General features: G+C 71.5%; 15 protein-coding genes and 2 tRNA genes. 6 read left to right on the top strand and 11 right to left on the bottom strand.

All coding sequences use genetic code 11. The features are described 5' to 3' along the window. Nucleotides 1-123: 123 nt before the first annotated feature. Nucleotides 124-540, top strand: coding sequence for a Fur family transcriptional regulator (locus F1615_RS04485; protein WP_149547545.1), 417 nt, complete (start codon nt 124-126; stop codon nt 538-540). A gap of 102 nt (nt 541-642) precedes the next feature. Here F1615_RS04485 and F1615_RS04480 read toward each other — a convergent pair. The 4 genes from F1615_RS04480 to F1615_RS04465 form a co-directional block, all read right to left on the bottom strand. After that, nucleotides 643-716: transfer RNA gene (locus F1615_RS04480), tRNA-Met, on the bottom strand. Nucleotides 717-832: 116 nt separating this feature from the next. After that, on the bottom strand, nt 833-2650 hold the full coding sequence (locus F1615_RS04475; RefSeq protein ID WP_208818245.1) for a tetratricopeptide repeat protein: 1818 nt from the start codon (nt 2648-2650) through the stop codon (nt 833-835). Between the two features lie 223 nt (nt 2651-2873). Then, nucleotides 2874-2947: transfer RNA gene (locus tag F1615_RS04470), tRNA-Met, on the bottom strand. A gap of 55 nt (nt 2948-3002) precedes the next feature. Then, nucleotides 3003-5942: a UPF0182 family protein gene (locus tag F1615_RS04465; protein ID WP_244328646.1), complete on the bottom strand. Its 2940-nt coding sequence runs from the start codon at nt 5940-5942 to the stop codon at nt 3003-3005. 164 nt (nt 5943-6106) lie between these two features. Between F1615_RS04465 and F1615_RS04460 the strand changes: the two genes are divergently transcribed. Beyond that, nucleotides 6107-6649, top strand: a complete 543-nt coding sequence (locus F1615_RS04460) for a PPA1309 family protein (RefSeq protein ID WP_149547542.1) — start codon at nt 6107-6109, stop codon at nt 6647-6649. 40 nt (nt 6650-6689) lie between these two features. Here F1615_RS04460 and F1615_RS04455 read toward each other — a convergent pair whose 3' ends face one another. The 3 genes from F1615_RS04455 to F1615_RS04445 all read right to left on the bottom strand — a co-directional run bounded on the left by F1615_RS04455 (nt 6690) and on the right by F1615_RS04445 (nt 10019). After that, nucleotides 6690-7784, bottom strand: coding sequence for a YlbL family protein (locus tag F1615_RS04455; protein ID WP_149547541.1), 1095 nt, complete (start codon nt 7782-7784; stop codon nt 6690-6692). Between the two features lie 494 nt (nt 7785-8278). Continuing rightward, nucleotides 8279-8737, bottom strand: a complete 459-nt coding sequence (locus tag F1615_RS04450) for a molybdenum cofactor biosynthesis protein MoaE (protein ID WP_149547540.1) — start codon at nt 8735-8737, stop codon at nt 8279-8281. Nucleotides 8738-8855: 118 nt separating this feature from the next. Next, the gene (locus F1615_RS04445; protein ID WP_149547539.1) at nt 8856-10019 is read right to left on the bottom strand and encodes an SDR family oxidoreductase; all 1164 of its coding nucleotides are present in this window, start codon (nt 10017-10019) and stop codon (nt 8856-8858) included. A 192-nt stretch (nt 10020-10211) separates the two neighbouring features. Between F1615_RS04445 and F1615_RS04440 the strand changes: the two genes are divergently transcribed. Together F1615_RS04440 and F1615_RS04435 are read left to right on the top strand one after the other, a co-directional pair. Beyond that, complete coding sequence (locus tag F1615_RS04440; RefSeq protein ID WP_149547538.1) at nt 10212-11648, top strand: zinc-dependent metalloprotease; 1437 nt, start codon at nt 10212-10214, stop codon at nt 11646-11648. Continuing rightward, on the top strand, nt 11645-12172 hold the full coding sequence (locus F1615_RS04435) for an NUDIX hydrolase (protein WP_149547537.1): 528 nt from the start codon (nt 11645-11647) through the stop codon (nt 12170-12172). Before F1615_RS04440 ends, F1615_RS04435 begins: the two co-directional genes overlap by 4 nt. Before the next feature lie 63 nt (nt 12173-12235). Here F1615_RS04435 and F1615_RS04430 read toward each other — a convergent pair whose 3' ends face one another. The 4 genes from F1615_RS04430 to F1615_RS04415 all read right to left on the bottom strand — a co-directional run bounded on the left by F1615_RS04430 (nt 12236) and on the right by F1615_RS04415 (nt 16141). Beyond that, on the bottom strand, nt 12236-12991 hold the full coding sequence (locus F1615_RS04430) for an AIM24 family protein (protein ID WP_149547536.1): 756 nt from the start codon (nt 12989-12991) through the stop codon (nt 12236-12238). 17 nt (nt 12992-13008) lie between these two features. Continuing rightward, the gene (locus tag F1615_RS04425; RefSeq protein ID WP_149547535.1) at nt 13009-13689 is read right to left on the bottom strand and encodes an AIM24 family protein; all 681 of its coding nucleotides are present in this window, start codon (nt 13687-13689) and stop codon (nt 13009-13011) included. A 12-nt stretch (nt 13690-13701) separates the two neighbouring features. Next, complete coding sequence (locus tag F1615_RS04420; RefSeq protein WP_149547534.1) at nt 13702-15411, bottom strand: TerD family protein; 1710 nt, start codon at nt 15409-15411, stop codon at nt 13702-13704. A gap of 136 nt (nt 15412-15547) precedes the next feature. Continuing rightward, nucleotides 15548-16141 (bottom strand): M48 family metallopeptidase, encoded by a 594-nt coding sequence (locus F1615_RS04415; RefSeq protein WP_149547533.1) that lies wholly within the window; start codon nt 16139-16141, stop codon nt 15548-15550. 217 nt (nt 16142-16358) lie between these two features. Between F1615_RS04415 and F1615_RS04410 the strand changes: the two genes are divergently transcribed. Next, nucleotides 16359-17609: a TOMM precursor leader peptide-binding protein gene (locus tag F1615_RS04410; protein WP_149547532.1), complete on the top strand. Its 1251-nt coding sequence runs from the start codon at nt 16359-16361 to the stop codon at nt 17607-17609. Continuing rightward, a complete protein-coding gene (locus F1615_RS04405) occupies nt 17602-18969 on the top strand; it encodes an ABC1 kinase family protein (protein WP_149547531.1) in 1368 nt (455 codons plus the stop codon). Before F1615_RS04410 ends, F1615_RS04405 begins: the two co-directional genes overlap by 8 nt. Nucleotides 18970-18972 lie beyond the last annotated feature (3 nt).

The following is an 18972-nucleotide window of genomic DNA, read 5'->3' as shown; positions in this document are numbered from 1 at the left end:
CGACCAATCTGTTCCTTGGCTAAAGCCGAGCTCGATCCTACAATGGACAATGTCTAAGTCAAGTAAAGCTCCAAAGTCACACCCGTTCGGGACCTGGTCCCCCCTGCTGTTAGGCTGGTGCCTATGAGTGACCTTTTGGAACGGCTCCGCGGACGTGGATGGCGGATGACCGCGCAGCGCCGTGTCGTGGCCGAGGTCCTCGACGGCGAACACGTCCACCTGACGGCCGACGAGGTGCACGCCAGAGCTGTCGCCAAACTGCCCGAGATCTCCCGGGCGACCGTCTACAACACCCTGGGCGAGCTGGTCTCGCTCGGCGAGGTGCTCGAGGTCGCCACGGACAAGCGGGCCAAGCGCTACGACCCCAACGCCCACCGCCCGCACCACCACCTGGTGTGCGCGCGGTGCGGGGCGATCCGCGACGTCCACCCGACCGGGAACCCGCTGGCCGACCTCCCCGACACGGAGCGCTTCGGCTTCTCGGTCTCCGACGTGGAAGTGACCTACCGCGGCGTCTGCCCGAACTGCGCGGCGGCCTAGGCGGCACGACCCGGCTCCGGGGCCCCGGCGCCGCCGGGCCCGCTCCCGGGCCGGGAAACACCGAGGGCCGGAACCCTTTCGGATTCCGGCCCTCGGTTTCAGTAGCGGGGACAGGATTTGAACCTGCGACCTCTGGGTTATGAGCCCAGCGAGCTACCGAGCTGCTCCACCCCGCGGCGATGAACGCAACGTTACGTCAAGACTCGCGAAGGAAGCAAATCCTTTCACCGCGGGCCGCTCGGGCTCCGCGACGCCGGGCCGGGCGACGCGCCCCGGCCGGCCCGGCGCGGGGTCACGCCGACAGCTCCTCGCGCAGCGCGTCCCGCAGCCGCGTGGCCCGCTCCGTCACCGCCGCCGGCCCCAGCGCCGCCGCCCGGTCGGCCCACCGCTGCCCCTCCGCGAGCTCCCCCCGCCGCGCGTACACCAGCGCGAGCCGCAACGCCGCCCGCCCGTGCCCGGCGTCCGCGGCCCGCGTCCACCACACCGCGGCCTCGGGCTCGCTCCCCTCGCGCGCCAGCAGCAGCCCCAGGTTGAACGCCCCGTTCCGCGACCCGGCCTCCGCGGCCTCCCGGTACCACCGCGCCGCCTCGACGACGTCCCCCCGGGCCGCCGCGAGCATGCCGACCCGCACCTGCGCCCGCCGGTGCCCCTGGGAGGCCGCCCGCTCGTACCACTCCTCGCACTCGCTGCGCCGGTTCACCGGTTCCCCCAGCTCGTGCGCGGGCTCCGGCGGCCTGCGGGCGTCCAGCACCGTCGCCAGCCGGTACGCGGCCTCCGCGCTCCCGCCGCCCGCCGCGCACCGCAGGAAGCGCTCCGCCTCGCCCTCCTCGCCGTCGCGCAGCCGCGCCATCCCGACCTGGAGCGCCGCCTCGGTGTGCCCGGCCGCCGCCGCCCGCTCGTACCAGCGCAGCGCGGCGTCGTCCTCGCCCCGGCCGGCGTGCAGGATGCCGAGGTTGAAGGCGGCGTCCACGCTGCCGGCCTCCGCGGCCTTGGAGAACCAGGGCTCCGCACCGGTCTCGTCCCCGGCCCGCAGCAGCAGGATCGCCAGCGCGTTCGCCGCCTCGCGGTGACCGGCGTAGGCGGCCCGGCGGTACCACTGCTCGGCCGGGCCCGTGCGGCCCTGGTCGGCGCAGAGCAGCCCGAGGTTGTAGGCGCCGTTGATGTCGCCGGCGTCCATCGCGGCCCGGTACCAGCGCTCGGCGGTCTGCGTCTCGCCCCGCTCGGCGTGCAGCGCGCCCAGCGCGTTCGCGGCGTTGCCGTCGCCGTCCTGCGCGGCCCGCAGCCACCACACGGCGGCGTTCTCGGTGTCGCCGGCGTCGCGCAGCAGGAAGCCGAGGGCGCACGCGGCCCGGGCCTCTCCGTCCTTGGCGGACGTCAGGTACCAGCGGCCGGCCTCCTTGAGCTCGCCGCGTTTCTCCAGGATCGCCCCGAGGTGCAGCGCGGCCCGGCGGTGCCCGCGCGCGGCGGCCTGCCGGTACCACTGCTCGGCCTCCTCGAGCGCCTTGGCGGCGTCGTCGTCGGATTCCCGGGCGGCCCCGCGGTCCAGCGAGCGGGCCAGCCGGTACGCCGCCTCGCGGTGCCCCCGCTCGGCGGCGGCCCGCATCCAGCGCTCGGCCCGGTCCGTGTCCCCACGGTGTTCCAGCAGGTCGGCGAGGGCGTAGGCGCCGAGGGCGTGGCCCTGCTCGGCGGACTGGCGCAGCCAGTACTCGGCGGCGGGCTCGTCGCCGCGCTCGCGGTGGTGACGGCCGAGCGCGTGGGCCGCCGCGGTGGAGCCGGCGACGGCGGCGATCCGCCACCATCCGGCGGCCTCGTCGGCGTAGCCCCGCTGGTGCAGCAGGACGCCCAGGTTGTTGGCGGCGGCGCGGTCGCCCGCGGCGGTGGCGGCACGCAGATGGGGTTCGGCTCCGTCGAGATCACCGCGGCGCAGCAGCATGGCGCCGAGGACGCTCATCGCCTCGATGTCGCCGGCCTCGGCGGCGAGCCGTCGGCGGAGCTCCTCCGCCGCATCGTCGGCGGCTTCCCCCGCCTGGTCGCGAGGTTCCCCGCGGCGGGAGGACTGCACAAAACGCCCTGTCTCATACAGAGTTGACTTGTCCCCCATAACATCCATCGTCGCACCACCTGCAACCTGGGTACACCTGGTATACCGCAGTCAGTGAGGTCACTACAGCGTTTTGTCGACATGCCCACAGAGAGACAAGTCAAACACACATCGCCCAACTCCCGTCGGCGGCACGGCCGTCGCTCACCCGGGTAGATGCGTTCGCACATCACAAAGGCCCGGATTCCGTGAGGAATCCGGGCCTTTGTGGTCGCTGACTGCGCGACGTCAGTAGCGGGGACAGGATTTGAACCTGCGACCTCTGGGTTATGAGCCCAGCGAGCTACCGAGCTGCTCCACCCCGCGCCGTTGTGTTCCAACCGTAGCACGGCGCGGGGTGGGCTTCTGACCAGCCTGCTCGCTAACTGCTCGGGCTCGCGTCGGGACCGGGACTGCTCTCCCCGCCGCCGGCGCCGCCACCCCCTTCGGCCGACTGCGCCTCCTCGGCCTTGCGGAGTGCGTCCTCCAGGTCCTTCTGCGCCTTGCCGTAGGCCTCCCAGTCGTTGTTCTTCAGGGCTTCCTGGCCGGCCTCGAAGGCCTTCTGGGCGTCGTTCAGAGCCTCCTGGACCGTGGGGTTGTCGGACGTGGGCGGTGGCTCGGTGCCCTCGTCCTCACCCGTTCCCTCGTCCTCGCCCGGTGGCGGCTCGACGGGCGTGCCCTCCCCGCCGAAGACCTTGTCCAGGGCCTCTTCGAGGGTGTCCTCGAACGCGGTCTGGCCTCCGTAGGTCACCAGCACCTTCCGCAGCAGCGGGTACTTCAGTCCGCCACCGCGTACGTAGACCGGCTCCACGTAGAGCAGTCCTCCGTCGAGCGGGACGGCCAGGAGGTTGCCGTACTCGACCTCCGAGTCGCCGCCTCTCAGCAGCCTGATGGACTCGGCGATGTCCTGTTCGGAGTTGAACTGGCTCTGGATCTGCTTGGGTCCGGCGGCGGTGGTGCTCGTCGGCAGTTTCAGCACTCTGATCTTGCCGTAGTCGTCACTGCCCGCCTCGGCGTCGACCGCCATGAACGCGCTGAGGTTGTCGCGTCCGTTCGGGGTGAACGTCGTGGTGAGCGAGAAGGCCTGCTCCTGCTGGTCGGGCATCTTCATGCTCAGGTAGTACGGAGGCACCGCGTCGCCCGTCTTGTTCGTCGGGTCGTCCGGCACCTGCCACACCTCGCTGCCCGAGAGGAACGTCGTGGCGTCCTTCACGTGGTAGCGGGTCAGCAGCTCGCGCTGCACCTTGAACAGGTCCTGCGGGTAGCGCAGATGGGCCATCAGGTCGCCCGAGATCTCGCTCCTCGGCTCCACCGTGTCCGGGAACGCCTTCATCCACGTCTTGAGGACGGGGTCCTTGGTGTCCCACTGGTAGAGCTTGACCTCGCCGCTGTACGCGTCGACGGTCGCCTTCACCGAGTTGCGGATGTAGTTGACCTGGTTCTGCTGGGCCACCACCGCGCGCTGGTCGTTGGTGGCGGTCAGCGAGTCGGCCGTGGTGTCACCGAGCGTCGTCCGCGACGCGTACGGATAGCCGTTGGTGGTCGTGTAGGCGTCGACGATCCACTGGATCCGGCCGTCCACGACCGCGGGGTAGGCGTCGCCGTCGATGGTCAGCCACGGGGCGATCGCCTCGACTCGCTCCTTGGGCGTGCGGTTGTACAGGATCCGCGAACCCTCGCCGATGGCCCCCGAGTACAGGATCTGCGGCTCGCTGAACGCGACCGCGTAGGCGGCCCGGTTGACCGGGTTGGCGAGGTTGACCCCGCTGTCGCCCTGGTAGCTGTACGTCTTCTCGCCACTGTCGTCGGAGTAGTCGATCTCCTTCTGGGGACCGCCGACGATCGAGTACGTGGTCGTCCGCTCGCCGTAGTAGACGCGCTGTTCGTACGAGCCGAGGTCGCCCTTGGACGGCAGGTCGGACTCGGTGAACTCCGGACGGCCGCCGGACGCCACGCTGGTGCCCTTCGCGGCGACGACACCGTATCCGTGGGTGTAGCGGAAGTGATCGTTGATCCAGTTCCGCTTCGGGATGCCGTTGAGGTTCAGCTCGCGCAGACCGATGACCGTGTCCTGGTCCTTGCCGTCCTTGGTGTACCGGTCGACGTCCAGGTTGGTCGGGAACGCGTAGTAGTTCCTGATCTGCTGGAGCTGCTGGAACGTCGGCGAGACGATGTTCGGGTCCATGATCCGGATGCTCGCCGTGTCGGTGACGTCGTCCCGCAGCTGGGTCTTGTCCTCCGTCTGGCCGATGCCCGGGTAGTCGGTGACGTCGGCGTCGTCGATGCCGTAGGCCTCACGCGTGGCCTTGAGGTTCTTCTCGACGTACGGCGCTTCCTTGGCCTGCTCGTTCGGCTGGACCTGGAACTTCTGCACGATCGCCGGGTAGAGGCCGCCGATGAGGATCGCCGACAGGACCATCAGGCCGAAGCCGATCACGGGCAGCTGCCAGGTGCGCCGCCACAGGGTGGCGAAGAACAGCAGCGCGCAGATCACGGCGATGCAGAACAGGATCGTCTTGGCCGGCAGGTAGGCGTTGGCGTCGACGTACCTCAGGCCCGTCCAGCTGTCGGTCGCCTTGAAGTCGCTGGACTTGACGGCGAGGCCGTACCGGTCGAGCCAGTACGCGACCGCCTTCAGGGCGACGAAGATCCCGAGGAGCACCGACAGGTGCCCGGTGGCCGCGGCCGTGGCGCGCGCGCCCGGGCTGGTGATGCGCAGCCCGCCGTACAGGTAGTGGGTGAGCGCGGCGGCGATCAGCGCCAGGATCGTGGCGGCGAAGCCGAAGCCCAGCAGGAACCGGTACCAGGGCAGGTCGAAGGCGTAGAAGGAGACGTCGAGCTTGAACTGCGGGTCCTTCTGGCCGAAGGACACGCCGTTGACCCACATCAGCCAGGTCCGCCACTGGCCCGACGCCGAGGCGCCGGCGATCAGGCCCACCAGAGCGGTGATGCCGAGCAGCAGCCACTTCTTGTACGGGGCGATGCCCATCCGGTACCGGTCGAGGTTCTGCTGCTCCATCGACATGGCGCTCAGCGGCGGCCGCATCCGGTGTGCCAGCCAGATGTTGAAGCCGACCGCCAGGGCCATGAGCAGACCGAAGACGAAGAACAGCCCGATCTTGGTCCACAGGGTCGTCGTGAAGACCGACGAGTAGTTGACCGAGCGATACCACAGCCAGTCGGTCCAGAACCCCGCGAACATGGTGAACACCATGCCGAGGACGGCCAGGACGCCCAGTGTCATGAGCAGGGTCCGGACCCGCCGGGACGGGCGGCCCACTCTGATCCGTGGCCCCGTCGGGCCTCCGCCGCGGTCCGGCATCTGGAAAGCCAAGGTAGGCACCTCGAAGTTCGCTGTTGATTCGTCAGGCCCGCGGTTTCACGGACCGTGAGTGGGCCCCCGTGATCGTGGGCCCACACCTATGCAACTTACCTACGCTTTACTCGGTTCCCGTTTCCGGCCAGGAACGAGAGAGGATTGTGACCATGTCCAACACACCCATGGCCGCCAACCCGCTCACCCGGGCCGTGCTCGAGATCGACGAGTACGCCTCCGGACTCGGCTGGGACCGGCCCGCCCGACTGTTCGCCCTCGTGGACACCGCCCGGCTGCGGGCCGAGCAGCCCTCGCTCGCGGGCCGGCTCGGTCAGGACGGCGAGCAGGAGACCACCGCCTACACCCCGATCGAGCAGGACGAGATTCCAACGGGCAAGCCGCTGGACGAGTTCCTGGGCACCATCGCCTGGCCCGACGCGGTCGCCGGCTGCGCGCTGACCGTGGAGCGGCTGATGCTGCCGCCGTCCGCCGAGGCGCAGGTCCCGAAGAATCTGGACGAGGCCGCGCTGACCAAGTGGGTGGCGGAGCACCCGGAGCGTCAGGAGGTCCGTATGACGGTCGCGGTGCTGCGCGACGGCGCCCGCGAGTCCGCCCTGCGGCTGCGCGACAAGGACTCCCCCACGGAGGTCCTCACCGGTTCCGGCCTGGTGCCGGGCCTGGCTCAGGCGCTGGCGGCGACGTTCGAGGAGTAGCGGCCGCGGGCGGCCGGTCCGGGCCTGCGCCGAGGGCCGGTCAGGACGCGGTGCACTTCGGCAGGTCGGCCGTGTCACCGGAGCGGATGTCCTCCAGGGCGCCCAGGGCGTCGTCGATGGTGTTCACCTTCACCAGGGTGAGACCCTCGGGGACGTCCCTGGCGGCGGACGCGCAGTTGTCGGCGGGCGTGAGGAAGTACTCGGCGCCCTTGCCGCGCGCGCCGACCGTCTTCATCTCGATGCCGCCGATCGGTCCCACCTTGCCGTTGTCGTCTATCGTCCCGGTTCCGGCGACGAACGCGCCGCCGGTCAGGCTGCCCGGGGTGAGCTTGTCGTAGATGCCGAGGGCGAACATCAGACCCGCGCTCGGCCCGCCCACGTCGGCGAGCCGGATGTCGATGCTGAACGGGAAGGTGTGGTCCGTCCCGGCGGAGATCCCGACGATGGCCCGCTTCTCGCCGGCGTCGTCGGAGGCCGCGGTGGTGATCGTGACCTTCTCGGTCTTCGTCGCCGTCCGCTTCTCCTTCTCGGCGGCGGCCTGCTCCTTGGCGGGCACGACCGTGAAGACGACGTCCTCGCCGGGCCTGTGCTCGGTCACCAGTTCGGCGACGTCGGCCGGCTCCTTCACCGCCCTGCCGTCGACGGCCTTGATCACGTCACCCGCGTGCAGCTTGCCCTCGGACGGGGACCCCTTGACGACCGTGGAGACGATCACCCAGGACTTCACCGGGACGTCGAGTTCCTTCAGGGCCGCGACCTTGGCGCTCTCCTGGGACTGGCTGAACTCCTCGGCGTTCTCCTGGGTGGACTGCTCCTCCGTCTTGCCGTTGGGGTAGAGGGTGTCGTGCGGCACGACCTTGTTGTCGTGCGCGAGCCACCCGTAGACGGCCTCCACCAGGTTCATCCGGTAGTCGGCACTGGTGACCCGCACCGTGGTCATGTTGAGGTGACCGTCCGTCGCGTAGGTCTTGCGCCCGTCGATCTGGAGCACCGGCTCGCCGTCGTGCTCGCCCAGCGTGTTCACCGTCGGCCCCGGCGACATCTCCGAATAGGGCACGGGGATGAAGACTCCCGCGCACAGGAGCGCGATCAGCATCAGGGTGGAGGCGAGCATCGTCGCGGTGCGGCGTGGCATGCCTCGACAGTACGGGACGGGCCTGTCGGCGCACCGTCAGGGCCGCCCGGACGGGCGGCCCTGCCCGCGCGCCGCGCCGGGACCCGCGGTCTCAGGTCCTCGAGCGGTCCGAGCGCGGCCTTTCCATGGCCTCACGGAAGCGGGCGTATCCGATGACCTCGGGGCCGTCGCTCCGCACCCTGCGGGTCCGGTTGGCCCAACTGCCCCACAGTCCCGCTCCGATCGCGGCCACAAGCGGAATCAGCAACCAGGCGAGCGCCGCCATGCCGACCTCCCAACCCCATGAGCGTCCGCAACTGACTGATCAGCAGATTAACCATCCGCAGTGACAACGCTCACCTCAGGGGTGGTGTTACGCAACCGGAGGTCCGGGCCTGCCGACAGGAGGGCCCGGGTGCCCTGCCAGGCCCCGTCGCCCGACCACCGCCCCCGAAGACGGCGCTACGCGCCGACCCGCCCTCCCGTCGCCCGACCACCACCCCCCAACGACGGCGCTACGCGCCGACCCATTCCTCTGTCCCGTCCGAGAAGCTCTGGTGCTTCCAGATGGGCACCTCGTGCTTGAGGTCGTCGATCAGCTTCCGGCAGGCCTCGAAGGCCTCTCCCCGGTGCGGACACGACACGCCGACGACCACGGCGAGGTCGCCGACCCCGAGGTCCCCCACACGGTGGACGGCGGCGAGCGCCCGTACGGGGTATTCGGCGGCGACCTTCTCGGCGATCCGCCGCATCTCGTCCTCGGCGCTGGGGTGGCACGAATAGCCGAGCGTGTCGACGTCGGCGCCCCCGTCGTGGTTGCGGACGGTCCCCACGAACAGCGCCGTCCCGCCGGCGGCGTCGTCCCCGACCGCGCGGAGGACCTCGTCCACCGACAGCGGCGTGTCGCGGATCGCGATCAGCTTGATCGGGTCCTGTGCGGCCTGCTCACCGGGATGACCGTGCGTGGGTGCCATGCCCCCATCGTGCCCCACCCCGGCGACGAGGCGGAACAGGGGCATCGACCGGAACGCGCGCGTGCCGGTTCGGACCCTCCTGCAGGAGACGGCTCACGCGTCCCGCCCCTCGGGGCGGTCAGATCCGGCGCCGGGCCTTCCGCGCCCGTCGTACCACCGCCGCCGCGCCCAGCAGGGCCACCGTCGCGCCCGCGGCACCCGCCGCCGTCGCGTCCTTGCGCCCCAGCCGCCGGCCGGCGACCGTGTGCCTGCCGGACACCTCCTCCAGCAGCTCCGCGAGCACTTCCTCGTTGGTGTGCGCGGGCCGCCACCCGGCATCGTGCAGCCGGCTCCCGCTCACCACCCAGGGGTACATCGTGTACGCCAGGTCCCCGGCCGGGGACGGGGTGAGCCCGATCCGGTGCAGCCGGGCCGCCGCGCCGAGCGCGACCGCCGACGGCAGCTCCATCCGCCGGATCCCGCTGAGCTCCTCGACCTCCTCCTGCTCCAGCCATCCGTCGCAGCCGACGGCCAGCTCGCCGTCGACCTTCTCCAGCACGGCGTACTCCAGGGCGCTGCACAGGTCGTCGACGTGGCAGAACTGCCACGCGGGCCGCGATCCGGCCACCACGAGCAGCCGGGGCGACTCGAAGTACCTGGTCAGCGCCGTGTCGGTGCCTCCCACCAGCACGGCGGGGCGGACGACGGTGACGTTGAGGCCGGGGTGGGCGCGCGGTGCCCGGCGCGCCAGCCGCTCGATCTCCAGGAGGTCGCCGACGCCCGTGGCCTCCGCCGTGGCGCGCAGTTCGGCGTCCTCGGACAGCGGCAGCTCGTTGTCCGGCAGCGCCCCGTAGACCATCGTCGAGGTGCACAGCACCACCCGGTGCACCCCGGCGGCCGCCGCGGCCGTCAGCACGGTCTGCGTGCCGCGTACGTTGTAGGCCGTCCGGGCGGCGCCGTCGGTCTCCAGATCGAGGTCGAGCGCCAGATGGACGACCGCGTCCGCCCCCCGGAGCTTCTCCGCGATGGCCGGATCCCGTACGTCCAGGATGTGCCACCGCGCCTCGGCGCACTCGCCGCGCCGCTCGTCGATGGCGATGACCTGCTTGATCTCCTCCGAGGCGGCGAGCCGCTCGGTGAGCAGCGCCCCTACGCCGGACGCGGCTCCGGTGACGGCTACGACGGGCCCGCGCGCCGCAGTCGTCCTGTCGGCGCGCGGCGCCGTCGTCGAGGGGTGGTGGTCGGGTGACGGGTGGGCTGAGTTGTTTCGCGCTGCGCGAACCTGCGGATCTGGGGAACTCACCGGGCGTCTCCAGCGGTTGTCTTCAGTACGAGCGCGACCGACGCGTGCGTACCAGGTGGCATCCATCCTGCCGCAGGCCTCCTGTCGGCGAAGCACCGAGGCCCGAACGGCTTCAGGTGTCTACGCTGGGTGGTGTTGTCGGGCAGCCGTGCCGCCGGAAAGAACCGGTGGCCTTACAAGCCGAGGAATCCCGTGAGTGACACCCCATTCGGATTCGGCCTTCCGCCGGAGGAGCCGGACGACGGCGACGAGGGCAAGAAGAAGGACCCGCAGAGCGGCGGTGGTCAGGGCCCGGCCAACCCGTTCGGATTCGGCACGCCCGGAGCCGGAGGCTTTGGCGGCCCGGGCGCGGACAATCCGTTCGCCGCGATGTTCGGGTCGCTGAACCCCAACGACCTGGGCGCCGCGTTCCAGCAGCTCGGCCAGATGCTCTCCTACGAGGGCGGGCCGGTGAACTGGGACATGGCCAAGCAGATCGCCCGGCAGACGGTCTCCCAGGGCACCGCGGAGGGGTCCAAGGACGCGAGCGTCGGCCCCGCCGACCGCAGGGCCGTGGAGGAAGCCGTCCGCCTGGCCGACCTGTGGCTGGACGACGCCACGTCGCTGCCGTCGGGCGCCAACTCCGCCGTGGCCTGGAGCCGCGCGGAGTGGGTCGAGGCCACCCTTCCGGCGTGGCGGGAGCTGGTCGACCCGGTCGCCGAGCGCGTCGGGAACGCGATGGGCGACGTCCTGCCGGAGGAGATGCAGGCCATGGCCGGCCCGCTGATCGGCATGATGCGCTCCATGGGCGGCGCCATGTTCGGCACGCAGATCGGGCAGGCCGTCGGCGTGCTCGCCGGTGAGGTCGTCGGTTCGTCCGACATCGGCCTGCCGCTGGGCCCGGCGCGCCGCGCCGCGCTGCTGCCGCTCAACATCGAGACCTTCGGCAAGGACCTGGGCGTGCCGCAGGACGAGGTGCGGCTGTACCTCGCCCTGCGCGAGGCCGCCCACCAGCGCCTGTTCGCGCACGTGCCGTGGCTGCGCTCGCACCTCTTCGGCGCGGTCGACGGCTACGCGCGCGGGATCAAGGTCGACACCGGCAAGCTGGAGGACGTCGTCGGCCAGTTCGACCCGCAGAACCCCGAGCAGCTGCAGGAGGCCCTTCAGCAGGGCATGTTCCAGCCGGAGGACACGCCGGAGCAGAAGGCGGCCCTGGCCCGTCTGGAGACGGCGCTGGCCCTCGTCGAGGGCTGGGTGGACGCGGTGGTGCACGCGGCGGCCAAGCCCCGGCTGTCGTCGGCCGACGCGCTCCGCGAGACGCTGCGCCGGCGTCGCGCCTCGGGTGGCCCGGCGGAGCAGACGTTCGCCACGCTGATCGGCCTGGAGCTGCGTCCGCGCCGGCTGCGCGACGCCTCGCGCCTGTGGGCCTCGCTCACCGACGCGCGCGGAGTCGACGGCCGGGACGCCCTGTGGGCGCACCCGGACATGCTGCCGACGGCCACCGACCTGGACGACCCGGACGGTTTCGTGCACCGGGAGCAGATCGACTTCTCCGAGCTGGACAAGATGCTCGGCGAGGCCGCCGACAAGCCCGACCTCAGGAAGAAGGACGAGGGCGAGGGCGAGAACAAGGGCGACGGCACCGAGTGAGCCTGTACGACGACGCGGTCCTCGTGCTCAAGGGGTACGAGGGCCAGCGGGAGCTGCGCCAGGACTATCTGGACCATCTCGCCGCCCATCCGGACGGCATGTGGAAGGCCTGCCACGCCGGGCATGTCACGGCGAGCGCCCTGGTGATCGACCCCGAGCGCGGCCGGGTCCTGCTGACCCTGCACGGGAAGCTGCGCATGTGGCTCCAGATGGGCGGCCACTGCGAGCCCGGCGACGCCTCGCTCGCCGCGGCGGCCCTGCGGGAGGCGACGGAGGAGTCCGGCATCCCGGGCCTGACGCTCCTCGCGGGCGGTCCGGTGCGACTGGACCGGCATGCGATCCCGCCGCCCTGCCACTGCCACTTCGACGTCCAGTACGCGGCCGTGGCCGCGCCGGACGCCGCGCACGCGATCAGTGACGAGTCCCTGGACCTGCGCTGGTTCCCCTACGGCGAGGTCGTGGAGGTGGCCGACGAGTCGGTCGTACGCCTGGTCGAGGCGACCCGGGCGAGACTGGGCGTCTGACGGCACAGGCGAGGGGTGACCGCCGTGGTGGTCACCCCTCGCCCCTGTCCCGCCGCGGCCGGGTCAGCTCCAGACGTTCCCCTGGTTCTGGCCGCGGGCACCCTGCTGCCCCATGCCGTACTGCGCGGCGAGCCCCGAGCCGACCTGGGCGTTCTGCGGCGGCAGCAGCTCGCTGGGCTGGACGAGCGCGAAGCCGCTGCCCATGAAGCTGAGCTCCCAGCCCTCACCGGTGCTGCCGCGGCGCCGCCACACCCCGGAGGAGTGGGTCTGCGCCTGCATCTGCACCCGCAGTGAGGTGGACCAGGCGACGATCGCGTCGGCGTCGCAGTTGACGTACTTGTCCGGCGTCACCTGCATCAGCAGCGGCATGCCGGAGGTCATCAGGGCGACCTTGCCCCGGCCGCTGATGTTGAGCTGGTACTTCCCGGAGCCGGAGATGCCGTACAGGCTGTCGACGGCGATGACCTCGTGGTGCAGCGAGGAGTCCATCGCGAGCACGTAGCTGCTGTCGACCGTCAGCCCGTCCTGCTCCACCTCCATGATGTGGATGCGCTGGGCGAGGTTGGCGAGGTAGACGGTGCCCTGCCCGTGGCAGCGCATCAGGTCGAGTCCCTCACCGGTGTGCGCCCGCGAGCGGGCCTGGCTGTTGCTCTGGAACTCGGCGTCGAACTCGACGAGCCCCTGGTAGGCGACCATCGTGCCCTTGCGGGCGAGGACGTCGTCGTGACCCTCCAGGGCGACCCGGAGCATCTGCTGGTTCTGCAGGCTCCAGCGTTCCTGGGTCTGCTGGTCGTTGAAGGCGAAAAGCGGGCTCTGCATGGTGTGGTTGCTCCCCCTCAGCCCCGGACCCGGAGACGGTCGGTGCTGTCCTCACTGGGCTGGACGACGACGATCCCCTGACCGGAGAAGGCCATCTGGTAGGCCTCGCCGCTGCCGCGGCCGATCAGCGACTGGGCGCGGAAGCTGCGCTTGCCCTTCACCTTGAGGTTCGGGGACCAGGCGACCAGGGCGTCCGGGTCGACGTACGTCTCGTCGTCGCCGCCACCGCAGTCGACGACGATCGGCTTGCCGCGCGAGGTCAGCGCGACCCAGCCCTGGCCGGAGATCTTGGTGTTCCACAGGCCCTGTCCGGCGAACTTCGCCAGGCCCTTGACCCGCTCCACGCCCCACGTCAGATGGGCGTCGAAGGCGAGCAGGTTGGTGGCGTTGACGGAGATGCCGTCGCCGCCCAGGTTGATCACGACGACGTTGGCGCCGTAGTCGGCCAGGTAGAGCAGGCCGTCACCGGAGCACTTCATCAGGGGCGCGCCCTCACCGGTGAGCCAGTCCTTGGCGATCTGGCGGACGGCCGGCGGATTGGGCTCGTACTGGACGAATCCCTCGTAGGCGACCATCGAGCCCACGCGCGCGAGGAGGTCGTTCCCGGTCTGCATGGCGACCTTCAGCATGTGGTTGCCGTGATTCTCCATGCGGGCGGTGACGGGGGCGGGGGCGTAGCCCGCGAGTGGCTGGTTCATGACGGGCTCCCTTCAGATCTCGTACGGCTGGACGACGATGAAGTTGCCTGGTGCGCCCCGGAACTGCAGGTTGACGCTCTCCCCGGTGTCGCCGGGGTAGGAGTTGCGGCGCATCCGCACCTGGCTGGAGACGACCACCTGCGAGGCGGCCGACCAGGCGACCACGGCGTTGCAGTCGGCGAAGGTGGTGGGCGTGACCGGCAGCACCACGGGCGTGCCGTGGGTCTTCACGACGATCGTGCCGGTCCCCTGGAACTGCATCGTGAACAGCGCGCCGCCGGGGATGCCGTGCCCCTCGATGCGGCGGACCTCGTACTGGAGGGTCTCGTCGAAGGCGAGGACGTTCTCCGCGGAGACGCACACGGCGTCGCCCTGGAGCTCGATCGGGTGCAGCATCGTGGAGTTCTCGGCGAAGAACACCTGGCCCTGGCCGGTGCAGCGCATCAGCTGCATCTCCTGGCCGGTGGCGTTGCCCACGACACGGCCGGAGAACCCGGCGCCCTTGTAGCTGAAGTCGACCTTGCCCTGGTAGAGCACCATGCTGCCCTGCCTGGCCAGCACGGCCTGCCCGCCGATGCCGAGGTCGGCGCGGACGAGCTTCTTGTTCTGCTGGGTCCAGCGCTGCCCGGTGGGCGTCTCCTTGAACTGCTGGAGCGCGCCGAGCACGCCGGGGCTCTGCGGCGCGCCCTGGGGAACGCCCTGGGGAGCACCGTAGGGAGCCTGCTGGTGCGGCACCTGTCCGGGCGGGGGCTGCTGTCCGTACCCGGGAGGGGGCGTGGGCCGGCCGTAGCCGGGCGGCGGGGCGGGTGCCTGCGGCGCCTGCGGCTGACCGTAGCCCGGGGGCGGCGGGGCGGGCTGGCCGTACGGCGGCTGCTGGCCGGGCTGGCCGTACGACGCGGGGGCCGGTGCCGGAGGCGGGACCGGGAAGCCGCCGGGCGGCGTGCTCATGGGCGCGACGATGGTCGGTGCGGAGTGCACCGGGGGCGCGGGGGCCGGGGTCGGGGTGGCGCCGGGGGGCGGCGCGAAGCCCTGTGCGGCGGGCTGGGGCGCGGGGGCCGGGGCGGGAGCATGGGCCGGGGCGGGCGCGGAACCGCCGCCGGGGGCACCGAACGCGGGCGGCGCGGCGGCCTGGGCGGGCGGGGCGAAACCGGGCGCGGCCCCGCCCGGCTGCGGCTGCGGGGCGGCCGGCTCTTCCTCGGCCACCTCACCGCCGAAGTTCCGCAGCAGTGCGTCGAGCCCGCCGTCGAACCCCTGTCCGACGGCGGCGAACCGCCACACGTCCTTGAAGTAGAAGTCACCGAGCATCACGGCCCGCTCGGTGGAGAACTCCGAGCCGCTGAAGGGGTACCGGGCCACTTCCTCGCCGCCCGCGACGATACGGATGTATCCGGGACCGACCTGCGACATCTGCCCGGCGCCGTCGAGCGCCGCCGTGAAGGACAGCTTCCTGATCTGCTGCGGGATCCGGTCCAGCGTCACGCGGAAGGACTCCGTGTCCCCGGCCTGGGCACCCAGCAGCTGAATGGACTCCTCGGGGGACTTCGGCTGGTTGTAGAAGATGAAGTACCGGTCGTCCGAGAGCCGTTCCTCGGCGTCGAGACCGAAGCAGCTGATGTCGAAGTTCAGCCCCGGGCCGGAGATCTGCACACCTACGTACAGATCCGTGCCCGCGGTGAGGTCACTGATCCTGGCCTTGTGGCCGCGTTGGAATTCCCTGGCCATGCGTACGACCGTCCCCCATCCCGAATGCGAGTGCGTCGCGCCAGGCTAACGGCAAACGCCGACACCGGATGAAGTCGGTACAGACCCGGTACACAACGCGTACGGGGGCCTACCGTGCGCTCACCTCGGGCGGTTCTCACTCATCGCGCGCACCCGGCACGTGCGGCAGCCGCTCGGCCGCCACCACGCCCTCGAGGTAGCCACGGGCGCGCTCCGTCCTGGGGTAGGCCTCCAGCAGCCGCCAGAAGCGGGGCCCGTGCCCGGGCACCAGCAGATGCGCCAGCTCATGGCAGAGGACGTAGTCGACAACGTAGTCGGGCATGCCCTGCAGCCGGTGCGAGAGACGGATGCTGCCCTCGGACGGGGTGCACGAGCCCCAGCGCGTGTTCTGGTTGGTCACCCAGCGCACGGAGGCGGGCCTGGCCCGCCCGTCGAAGTACTGGCCCGACAGCCGCCGGGCGCGTTCGGCCAGCTCCGTGTCCCCGAGAGCACGCCTGCTCTCCTGGGCGGCCAGCTTGTCGAGCATGACGTTCACCCAGCGCTGCTCCTCCGCCTCGGACATCCGGGCGGGGATGAGCACGACGGTGCGATCGCCCTCGCGGTACGCGGAGACCGTTCTGCGTCGACGGGCGCTCCTGCGGACCTCGATCGCGCTCGCCCGTGAGCCGTTCGTCGGCTGGCTCGTGCTGCGCTGTGACGTTCCGGCGCGGTGCAGTGGGTCGGCGGGCACGCCCCGACGTTACCCGTTGCACACAGGGAAGTCTTGACTCCGGGCGCGGTTCCGTGGCGATCCCACCACCGGGCGCCGGATTTGTACGATGAATCCCGGCGTCTGTGGACAACTTTCGGCGGCCTCCGGCACGTACCGGCATGCTGGCATGCGTCGGCCGAGCCGCGAACGGGCTCGGCCACCCACGGGGACGATCCATCACATACGGGGGCCTGTCATGCATCCGATGGTCAAGCCCGCGCTCAGGCGCGGGTGGCGCGATCTCAACACCGTGCAGTTCGGGATGACGCCGGCGCACGCGCTGACGCTGGGCCCGGTGGACACGGCCACGGGCAGCTTCCTCGAACTGCTCGACGGCACCCGCGGCCTCGGCCTCCTGCGCGAGGAGGGACGGCGCATGGATCTGCCCGAGGGCCATGTCGACCGGCTCGTGCGACGGCTGTCGCGGGCCGGGCTCCTGGACGACTCACGGGGCGGCGGACCGGACGCGGACGCCCTGCGCGAGAGAACCGGGGTCCTGGACCGGCTCCGCGCGGACCTGGCGTCCCTCGCCCTCACCACGTCCGAACCGGGCGAGCCGCTCCGCCGGCTGGCGGCGCGTCGCAGCATGCGGGTGCAGGTGAGAGGCGCGGGCCGGGTGGGCGGGCTGCTCGCGGCGCTGCTGTCCGGAGCCGGGGTGGGCGAGGTTGAGGTGCGTGACGTCGGCCGGGTCGAGCCGTGGGACGTCGCCCCGGGCGGACTGCCAGCCGAGGCCGTCGGCGACCGCCGGGACGAGGCGGCCCGCCGCGTGGTGCGGCGGGCCGCGCCGGACGGACCCCGGCGCCGGACCGCCCGGTCGCCCCTCGACGAGTCCGGCCCCGGTTTCTCCCTGGTGGTCCTCGCCCCGCGGGACGACGTCGCCGTGCACGCGCCCGACCCGTCGGCAGCCGCAACCCTTTTGTCCTCCGGTACACCCCATCTCTACGTGGGGGTGGTGGAGGGAACCGGCGTCGTCGGTCCGCTCGTCCTGCCGGGCGGGACGGGCTGTGCCGGCTGTCTCCAGCAGGACCGCGTCGACCGGGACCCGACCTGGCCGCGACTCGTCGCCCAGTGGCGCTCCGGCCGGCAGCGCAGAGTGGGAGCATGCGATCTGACACTGGCCACGGCGGTGGCGGGACTGGCGGCCGCCCACGCGCTCGCTTTCCTGGACGGCCGGGTCCCGTCCACCGCCGGCGCGCGCTGGGAGGTGTCCGTTCCCGGTCTGCACTGGCATGCGCGGCCCGTGTGGCCTCATCCGGCCTGCCCGTGCGGGGCTGCCGGAAGCCCCGCGGAGCAGGACGCGGGACGGGCCCGGGAGAAAGGTAAGGGAGAACACACCCCCGGGGTCGGGGGGTCGCACGACACAATGGCTGTGCAGGGGCCGTCGGAGGCGTTGCGCCGACAGGCGGACACGGAGCGGCCGGCAGGTACTTGGAGGGCGCATGTCTGATCTTCCCCGGAAGGCGGTCACCCGGACCGCCAAGCTGGCCGCACTCCCGCTCGGCTTCGCCGGGCGGGCGACCTGGGGACTCGGCAAGCGGATCGTGGGCGAGTCCGCGGAGATCGTCGGCCGCGAGCTTCAGCAGCGCACCGCCGAGCAGCTCTTCAAGGTGCTCGGCGAGCTCAAGGGCGGCGCGATGAAGTTCGGCCAGGCCCTGTCGGTCTTCGAGTCGGCCCTTCCGGAGGAGGTCGCCGGTCCCTATCGCGCGGCGCTGACCAAGCTCCAGGAGGCGGCCCCGCCGATGCCGACCCGTACCGTCCACACGGTGCTTCGGGAGCGGCTGGGCGAGGACTGGCAGGGGCTGTTCCTGGAGTTCGAGGACAAGCCCTCCGCGGCGGCCTCGATCGGCCAGGTGCACCGGGCGGTGTGGCACGACGGCCGCGAGGTCGCGGTCAAGGTGCAGTACCCGGGGGCCGGCGAGGCCCTGCTGTCCGATCTGAACCAGCTGAGCCGCTTCGCCCGTCTGCTGGGTCCGCTCATTCCCGGCATGGACGTCAAGCCGCTGATCACCGAGCTCAAGGACCGTGTCTCGGAAGAGCTGGACTACGGCCTGGAGGCCCAGGCCCAGCGGGCCCACGCCGAGGAGTTCGACGGCGATCCCGACGTCGTCGTACCGGACGTGGTGCACCAGTGCGAGCAGGTGCTGGTCACCGAGTGGATGGACGGCATTCCGCTGTCGGAGATCATCTCGGACGGCACCGAGGCACAGCGCGACCGGGCCGGCCAGCTGCTGTCGCGCTTCCTGTTCTCCGGCCCCGCCCGCACCGGTCTGCTGCACGCCGACCCGCATCCGGGCAACTTCCGACTGCTGCCCGGCGGTCCGGAGGGCGAGGACGACTGGCGCCTCGGGGTGCTGGACTTCGGCACCGTCGACCGGCTCCCCGGCGGCCTGCCCGAGCCCATCGGCGAGGCCCTGCGCATGACGCTGGACGGCGAGGCGGAGGCCGTCTACGAGATGCTCTGCACGGAGGGCTTCGTCAAGGAGTCCATAGAGCTGGACCCCGACGCCGTACTCGACTACCTCCTGCCGATCATCGAGCCGGCGCGGGCGGAGGAGTTCACCTTCACCCGCGGCTGGATGCGGAGTCAGGCGGGCCGGATCGCCGATCCCCGCTCCCCCGCCTACCAGCTGGCCAAGCAGCTCAACCTGCCCCCGGCCTATCTCCTGATCCACCGGGTGACCCTGAGCACGATCGGCGTGCTCTGTCAGCTGGGGGCGACGGTGCGGCTGCGGGAGGAACTGGAGGAATGGCTGCCGGCGTTCCTCCCGGAGGATCCGGTGGAGGAGGAGCCGGCCGCGCAGGCGTGAACC

Origin of the sequence: Streptomyces marokkonensis, assembly GCF_008312835.1 — a bacterium.
Classification (GTDB): Bacteria; Actinomycetota; Actinomycetes; order Streptomycetales; family Streptomycetaceae; genus Streptomyces; species Streptomyces marokkonensis_A.
This window is presented reverse-complemented; position numbering and strand designations above follow the sequence as displayed.

Bases quoted from the DNA above. Each gene is read 5' to 3' on its own strand.
- F1615_RS04485 (WP_149547545.1), top strand. From the start codon at position 124: ATGAGTGACCTTTTGGAACGGCTCCGCGGACGTGGATGGCGGATGACC.
- F1615_RS04475 (WP_208818245.1), bottom strand. From the start codon at position 2,650: ATGGATGTTATGGGGGACAAGTCAACTCTGTATGAGACAGGGCGTTTT.
- F1615_RS04465 (WP_244328646.1), bottom strand. From the start codon at position 5,942: ATGCCGGACCGCGGCGGAGGCCCGACGGGGCCACGGATCAGAGTGGGC.
- F1615_RS04460 (WP_149547542.1), top strand. From the start codon at position 6,107: ATGTCCAACACACCCATGGCCGCCAACCCGCTCACCCGGGCCGTGCTC.
- F1615_RS04455 (WP_149547541.1), bottom strand. From the start codon at position 7,784: ATGCCACGCCGCACCGCGACGATGCTCGCCTCCACCCTGATGCTGATC.
- F1615_RS04450 (WP_149547540.1), bottom strand. From the start codon at position 8,737: ATGGCACCCACGCACGGTCATCCCGGTGAGCAGGCCGCACAGGACCCG.
- F1615_RS04430 (WP_149547536.1), bottom strand. From the start codon at position 12,991: ATGCAGAGCCCGCTTTTCGCCTTCAACGACCAGCAGACCCAGGAACGC.
- F1615_RS04425 (WP_149547535.1), bottom strand. From the start codon at position 13,689: ATGAACCAGCCACTCGCGGGCTACGCCCCCGCCCCCGTCACCGCCCGC.
- F1615_RS04420 (WP_149547534.1), bottom strand. From the start codon at position 15,411: ATGGCCAGGGAATTCCAACGCGGCCACAAGGCCAGGATCAGTGACCTC.
- F1615_RS04410 (WP_149547532.1), top strand. From the start codon at position 16,359: ATGCATCCGATGGTCAAGCCCGCGCTCAGGCGCGGGTGGCGCGATCTC.
- F1615_RS04405 (WP_149547531.1), top strand. From the start codon at position 17,602: ATGTCTGATCTTCCCCGGAAGGCGGTCACCCGGACCGCCAAGCTGGCC.